6 protein-coding genes are annotated in these 6,839 nt (G+C 40.5%); 5 read left to right on the top strand and 1 reads right to left on the bottom strand.

Features of this window, described 5'->3' with window-relative positions:
• Nucleotides 1-110 precede the first annotated feature (110 nt).
• The 3 genes from AC3LHT_RS07330 to AC3LHT_RS07320 are packed head-to-tail and all read left to right on the top strand — an operon-like array spanning nucleotide 111 to nucleotide 4,675.
• Complete coding sequence (locus AC3LHT_RS07330) at nucleotides 111-2,264, top strand: ribonucleoside triphosphate reductase (RefSeq protein WP_488662439.1); 2,154 nt, start codon at nucleotides 111-113, stop codon at nucleotides 2,262-2,264.
• Nucleotides 2,182-2,835 carry an anaerobic ribonucleoside-triphosphate reductase activating protein gene (locus AC3LHT_RS07325; protein ID WP_290668223.1) on the top strand — a complete coding sequence of 218 codons (654 nt, stop codon included), beginning with the start codon at nucleotides 2,182-2,184 and terminating at the stop codon, nucleotides 2,833-2,835. The genes AC3LHT_RS07330 and AC3LHT_RS07325 overlap by 83 nt, the downstream gene beginning before the upstream one ends.
• Before the next feature lie 16 nt (nucleotides 2,836-2,851).
• Complete coding sequence (locus tag AC3LHT_RS07320; RefSeq protein ID WP_488662438.1) at nucleotides 2,852-4,675, top strand: glycoside hydrolase family 36 protein; 1,824 nt, start codon at nucleotides 2,852-2,854, stop codon at nucleotides 4,673-4,675.
• Nucleotides 4,676-4,721: 46 nt separating this feature from the next.
• Here AC3LHT_RS07320 and AC3LHT_RS07315 read toward each other — a convergent pair whose 3' ends face one another.
• A complete protein-coding gene (locus AC3LHT_RS07315) occupies nucleotides 4,722-5,045 on the bottom strand; it encodes an ArsR/SmtB family transcription factor (RefSeq protein WP_268766430.1) in 324 nt (107 codons plus the stop codon).
• Nucleotides 5,046-5,352: 307 nt separating this feature from the next.
• Here AC3LHT_RS07315 and AC3LHT_RS07310 point away from each other — a divergent pair, with 307 nt between their 5' ends.
• Together AC3LHT_RS07310 and AC3LHT_RS07305 are read left to right on the top strand one after the other, a co-directional pair.
• Nucleotides 5,353-6,468 carry a permease gene (locus tag AC3LHT_RS07310; RefSeq protein ID WP_290646918.1) on the top strand — a complete coding sequence of 372 codons (1,116 nt, stop codon included), beginning with the start codon at nucleotides 5,353-5,355 and terminating at the stop codon, nucleotides 6,466-6,468.
• A gap of 21 nt (nucleotides 6,469-6,489) precedes the next feature.
• Nucleotides 6,490-6,732: a thioredoxin family protein gene (locus AC3LHT_RS07305; RefSeq protein ID WP_488662437.1), complete on the top strand. Its 243-nt coding sequence runs from the start codon at nucleotides 6,490-6,492 to the stop codon at nucleotides 6,730-6,732.
• Nucleotides 6,733-6,839: the final 107 nt, after the last annotated feature.

Below are 6,839 nucleotides of genomic sequence, written 5' to 3'. Positions count from 1 at the left end.
AAATCGGCTGAGATTCCTTCTTATTCCTTATTATCAAAGTTGCAAATCTACTATATGTTGTGCTAATATATTAAACGTTATCAATTTATAGGTGCTATGGGGGTGTAAAGATGCTGAAAGTTAGGAAAAGAAATGGTACACTTACTGATTTCAACCTTTCAAAGATCAATGTAGCAATTACGAAAGCTTTCGAAGCGACATCGACTTCTTATACGGAGGACATCATCGAGAGGATTAGTTTAAGGGTTTTCTCCGATTTTCAGGAAAAGGTGATAGAGAACGTCATTGATATTGAAGATATACAGGATTCTGTTGAAAAGGTTCTTGAAGATCTCGGCTTCAACAAAGTAGCAAAGTCTTATATACTTTATAGAAAGCATCGTGAAAAGCTCCGAAACCTGAAAACTTCGATGTTGAATTTTTCCGCCACGGTTAATGATTACCTCAACCAGAAAGACTGGCGCGTGAATGAAAATAGTACGGTAACCTATTCTATAGGTGGACTTATTTTGCACAACAGTGGTACGGTAACAGCCAATTACTGGCTGAACGAAATATACGATCCGCAGATAGCAGATGCTCATAGAGAAGGGGATTTGCATATCCACGACCTTTCTATGCTCTCTGGATATTGTGCGGGCTGGAGCCTTCAGCAGCTTATAGAAGAGGGACTCGGTGGAGTGCCGGGAAAAGTATCTTCGAAACCCGCAAGACATCTTTCAACACTGGCAAACCAGATGGTAAATTTCCTTGGAATACTTCAAAACGAATGGGCGGGAGCTCAAGCCTTCAGCTCCTTTGATACGTATCTCGCTCCTTTTGTGAAAATTGATAACCTCTCATACAAAGAAGTCAAGCAATATATACAATCCTTCATATTTGGTGTTAATACCCCAAGCCGATGGGGAACACAATCGCCTTTTTCAAATATCACCCTTGATTGGACTGTTCCCAAACGTTTGAAAGATAAACCTGCAATAGTTGGTGGTGAAGAGCAGGATTTCACCTATGGCGATTGCCAGAAAGAGATGGACATGGTAAACAAGGCATTTCTCGAGATAATGATGGAAGGCGATGCCAATGGAAGAGGATTTCAATATCCTATTCCCACTTATAACATTACAAAGGACTTCGACTGGGAAAATCCCAATGTAGAGTTGCTTTTTACGATAACAAGCAAATACGGAACGCCGTATTTCCAGAATTTTATAAATTCTGACCTCAATCCTGATGATGTGCGCTCGATGTGTTGCCGCTTGCAGCTGAACAAGAAAGAACTTCGTAGAAGAGGTGGAGGGCTTTTTGGATCCGACGAATTCACCGGTTCCATAGGGGTAGTAACAATCAATTTGCCAAGAATTGCGTATTTGAGCAGCAATGAAAGGGAATTTTTCAAAAAACTTACGGGAATGATGGACCTTGCAAGTAGAAGCCTTGAAATAAAGCGCGAAGTGGTTGAAAAGCTCAATGACGCAGGCCTTTATCCTTACACAAAGCGCTACCTGAAAAACTTTGACAACCATTTTTCCACCATCGGTCTTGTTGGTATGAATGAAACTTGCTTGAATGCCAGATGGATTAAAAAACCCATATATGAAGAAGAAGCAAGAAATTTTGCGTTAAGGGTACTCGATTTCATGAGAAATAGGATAGCCGAATATCAAGAAAGTACAGGGAACCTATATAACTTAGAAGCGACTCCAGCTGAATCCACCTCTTACAGGCTCGCTAAAATAGATAAAGAGAAATTCCCGAACATAATCACAGCCGGCACTGATGTGCCATATTACACCAATTCTACCCATTTGCCGGTAAATTATGAGGTAGATGTTTTTACAGCGCTGGATTTGCAGGAAGAGCTTCAAATAAAGTATACTGGAGGTACTGTGTTCCACGCTTTCCTTGGTGAAAGCATAACCGATTGGGAGGTCACCAGAGAGCTTGTAAAAAAGATCTCTGAGAACTACAGGATTCCATATTTCACCATTTCTCCGACATATTCGATTTGCCCTACCCATGGGTATATCAGGGGGGAAGTTTACCGTTGCCCGAAATGTGGGAAAGAGACTGAGGTGTATTCGAGAATTACCGGATATTACAGGCCCGTACAGCACTGGAACAAGGGGAAAAAAGAAGAATTCAAAAACAGAAAAACTTTCAATGTTTTCAGGAGGGAAGTGAATGAATTTCGCAGGATGGCGCGAAGTGAGCATGGTGGATTACCCGGGAAAGATAGCGCTGACACTGTTTACCTCAGGTTGTAATTTTGACTGTCCTTATTGCCACAACGCGGAGTTGAAGAAGAAAGTAGAACATACCTTAAAAGAGGATACGGTTTTTGACTTCATCGATTACAGGAGGAGGGTTTACGATGCCATTGTTGTCACAGGAGGAGAACCCTCCCTTTACAGCAGCGAGCTCATTGATTTTTTGATGAGATTGAGAGAAAGTTTTCCTGAGAAACTGCTTAAAGTTGATACAAACGGCAGCAATCCGGATTTCATTGACAGACTTTACGGCGTTGTGGAGTTTGTGGCTCTGGATATAAAAGCCCTGGATTACTCCTCTTTTTCAAATACGAGTTTTTATACCATACTTGAAAGTCTTGAAGCTGTGAAGCATTTTTTGGATTATGAGATCAGGCTTACTATGTATCCACCTTTTATCAAAGAGGAAGACTTTCCGAAGTACATCAAACTCTTAGAAGGAGTTAAAAGAGTAGCAGTGCAGCAATACAGGCCAGTAGATTCTGTACAGCCTTATGATATGAGTGTTTTGGAACGTTTTGTGAAAATGCTGAAGCCCCATGTGCAACAGGCGTATATCAAGTTTTAATAAAAGGAGTGAGTTAATGAATCTCAAAATACCCAGCGCGGGAAAGGCGTCTTTTTCGACTGCGGAAGAAGCTATTGAAATATGTACAGGAGATTTGAGTTTTAGGTATCGTTTAGAGAGATCAAAAGGGACTACATTGATTTTTACAACGATCAAGAACCTTTCAGATGAGACAAAAAAATTAGGGAGTTTTAAAATAGCAGAACTGCTGGAAGTAGAAGGACCCTTGTATCTGAATAACTGGCAATCGTGGCTGCCATACAAGCGCTTTGAAAGCACGCCTGACCTTTCCGGTTTCGCAAGATTCACACAGTCCAATGAGATTTCCTTGCTGACAGCTTCACCTATCCCTGAACTCCTGATGCGGGGGATAATGCCGAGTGACTATTTCATTGCTGCTGAGCATTTCCTAATTGGGGCATTATCATCAAAGGTATCTCATCCTTATTTCCTCTGGGATGACAAAGAAAAAACCGTTAGTGCGTACGTGGAATTCTTTGGTAAACCCTTAGTTCCAGGGGAAGAACTGGAAATCGAGCCCTTTGCTTTTTTTGAGGGCAAATATAATGAAAATGTCGAAACCTATGCTTTAAAAGTTTCGGAATACAACAATGTGACTTTTAAGACATTTGAGGGCATTGGATGGTGCAGCTGGTACCACTACTTTACCGAAATAGATTTTCAGGAACTACGTAAAAACATTTCATTGTTGAAAGAGCGTAAAGAAAAAGAGGGGATACCTTATACACTCGTCCAGCTGGATGACGGTTATCAAAGGGATATCGGTGACTGGACAGAGACAAACGAAAAATTCCCTTCCTTGAAAGAAATCGCGGAGGCGATTAAGGGAAGTGGATTTGATGCGGGAATTTGGCTCGCCCCTTTCAGCGCATCTGAGACTTCTAATCTCTTTCAAAAGCATCCTGATTGGTTTGTCAAAGATCCAACTGGCAAGCCAAAGATTGTCTATCGAAATTGGAATAAGAACATTTATGGATTGGACTTAACACATCCTGAAGCGGTGACTTTTTTGAAAGAGACATTTGAAAAGCTGAGAAACGCAGGATTTAACTATTTCAAAATAGATTTTCTTTTTGCAGGTTTGGTCCCCGGCATCAGACATGATATGAACGCGACGCCTGTGGAAGCTTATTGCAAGGGAATGGAATCTATCAGAGTTGCTGTTGGTGAGGAGTCCTTCATTCTTGGGTGCGGCGCACCTTTGTTGCCCAGCACGGGCTATGTCGATGGAATGAGAATTGGCACTGACACGGACCCGGAATGGAAAGGGCAATTGCCAGATATTGGTTTTCCAAGCGCAAAATATGCGATCAGAAACCCGCTGACACGCTACTTCATGAATAAGAGCTTGTGGCATAACGATCCCGATACAATGATCCTTAGACATACCGCTCAGCTTTCGAATAATGAAAAAGAGCTATATGCAGTAGTATGCGGACTACTGGATAACATGCTCCTTCAAAGTGATGACATGGCTCAGATTGATCAAGCAGGTGTACGGCTTTTGAAGGAAACAGCTTTGTTATCCGGAGGTCGTCCAAGAGTTTATCAAATAGACGATGAAAACTTCGTGATAGCGGTAAAAGGCGGAATACATTTTAACAGCATTGGAGTCGTGAATCTCGGAGATTCTGTCAGCAAAATGGAAATTCCCGAAGATGCGCTGAATTGGTCAGGTGTCAAACTCGAGGAAACTAACATCGAAATACAACCTCATTCTGTAGTATTGTTTAAAATGCCCTCAAGCACTGTTGAATTGAAGAAAACAATCAGATACAAAGACGATGGCAGACAGGTAAATTACTACGAAGAAAACTAATGCAACTTTGTTTTTTATGAATAACTGCTCTTGCTAACAAGAGCAGTTATCTTTTTTTCTCACCTATATGAATTGATCCAATTTCGATAATTTCGCTGATATGCTCATCACAGATAGAATATCTTATAAACTTTCCTTCGCGTTTTGACTTAACCAATCCGTGGTGCTTCAATGTTCTCAATTGATGCGAACATGCGGATTGGTTTAAACCTACCAATTCAGAGATTTTCTTAACACATTTTTCTCCGTCCATGAGGACATGTAAAATCTTTAATCTCGTTGGATCCACAAAAACAGAAAAAAAGTCTGCAAGTTCCTGGTAATACCGGTGCTCAGTATCAAAGTCAGGAGTAACCCTTTTGGATGGAATAGTATCAGCTCCTTTTTAGTGGAATAAACAAAAAGATTGATTGTTAGAAATTATAGCATTTATATGCTCATATGCTCATGAAAATCAGTAAACAACTTAGAAATTGTTTGGGTGAAATGAGTATCCGTAAAGGGATATTTTTTGTGAATTGTTGACAAATAAAATCAAGTAAGTTGAATAAAACCGGGCAAATTGGAAAAAAGCAATGAGTAAAATGCTGACATTAAAAATCAATGTCTATTTATAGTTGCAATATTGCGCAACATATGATACTATTCCTTGTGAACTTTTCTTGAGGAGGAATTGTATGCTGTCCGAAACAAAGAAAGAACTTCAGAAATTCATCCTCTTGGTCATTGCTTTTCTTGTTATTTACTTTCTACCTTTTAATTCTTCAATTGTTGGGGAAGCAATTCTGAGTGGGTTTATAATGCTTGGCTCTTATGCTCGAGAACACGTTCTTCTCTGTCTTGTGCCGGCTTTTTTTATAGCAGGCACGATAAGTGTTTTTATAAAGAGCGATTTAATATTGAAACTTCTGGGGCCGAAGGCGAAAAAGTACATCGCATATCCAGTTGCCGCTACATCAGGTAGTGTGCTTGCGGTTTGCTCCTGTACTATACTCCCACTTTTTGGTGGCATATACAAGCGCGGAGCAGGAATCGGGCCTGCGATGGCTTTCCTTTTCACGGGACCTGCAATAAACATTACAGCGATATTTCTCACTGGTGAGGTTCTCGGTTGGGAGCTTTCACTTATCAGAATAGTTGCAACGGTTACCTCTGCTATTTTTATAGGGCTGATAATGCAGGGAATATTCAAAGAAAAAGGCCATGGTGGTTTTATGTTTTCAGAAAACGATCCGGAAATTAATTCGTCAAAAGTGGCTGTATTCCTGGGGCTTCAATTCATTTTTCTCATAACCGGAGCATTACACATAAATCCAATAATTAAATTTGCCATCATGTTTATTTCCTTCTTTGCCACACTCTTTCTCGCTTTGAGCTTTAAGAAAGAATATACAAGATCCTGGATCAGAGAAACCTGGGATTTTACCAAGAAGATATTGCCCTTTCTCTTTATTGGTGTTTTCGCAGCAGGGGTTATATCAAAGGCTCTTCCCGAAGAAATAGTAAACGCTCTTCTTGGAGGGAACAGGATTTTTTCAAACTTCTTTGCTTCTGTATTTGGTGCTCTCATGTACTTCGCTACCCTTACAGAAGTTCCAATAATCCAGTCTCTCATGTCCCTTGGTATGGGTAAAGGCCCAGCTCTTGCACTCTTTATGGCGGGTTATACACTGAGTTTACCTAACATGATTGTATTAACCAAACTTCTAGGGAAAAAGAAAGCCTTTACCTACTTTACCCTGGTAATAAGCTTTGCAACGATGTGGGGATATATATACGGTAACTTATCTTAATCTTAAAAGGAGGATTTGAAAATGAAAGTTCAGATCTTTGGAGCAGGCTGCCCAAGGTGTAAACAAACCGAGAAGATTTTTAAGATCGCTGCCGAAGAGCTTGGAGTTGAAGCAGAATTTGAAAAGGTTACAGACCTTATGGCTATGATGGAAATGGGAATTGCTTCTACCCCTGCAGTTGGAATTGATGGAAAAATCGTGCTCTCAGGGAAAATCCCCACACTGGAAGAAGCCAAAAGACTAATCAAAGAAAATCGGGTATAGAGTACTAAGAATTGGGTCTGGGGTCTAGTTGTTAGGGTTTAGTAAAAACCAGACCCTAGACCTGTGTTGCTAAAACGCGCTATGAATTGCTAACGCAATTGCTCTGA

The organism is Kosmotoga sp. (assembly GCF_982836095.1).
Note: the sequence above shows the minus strand (reverse complement) of the source record. Positions and strands in the feature narration are given on the sequence as shown.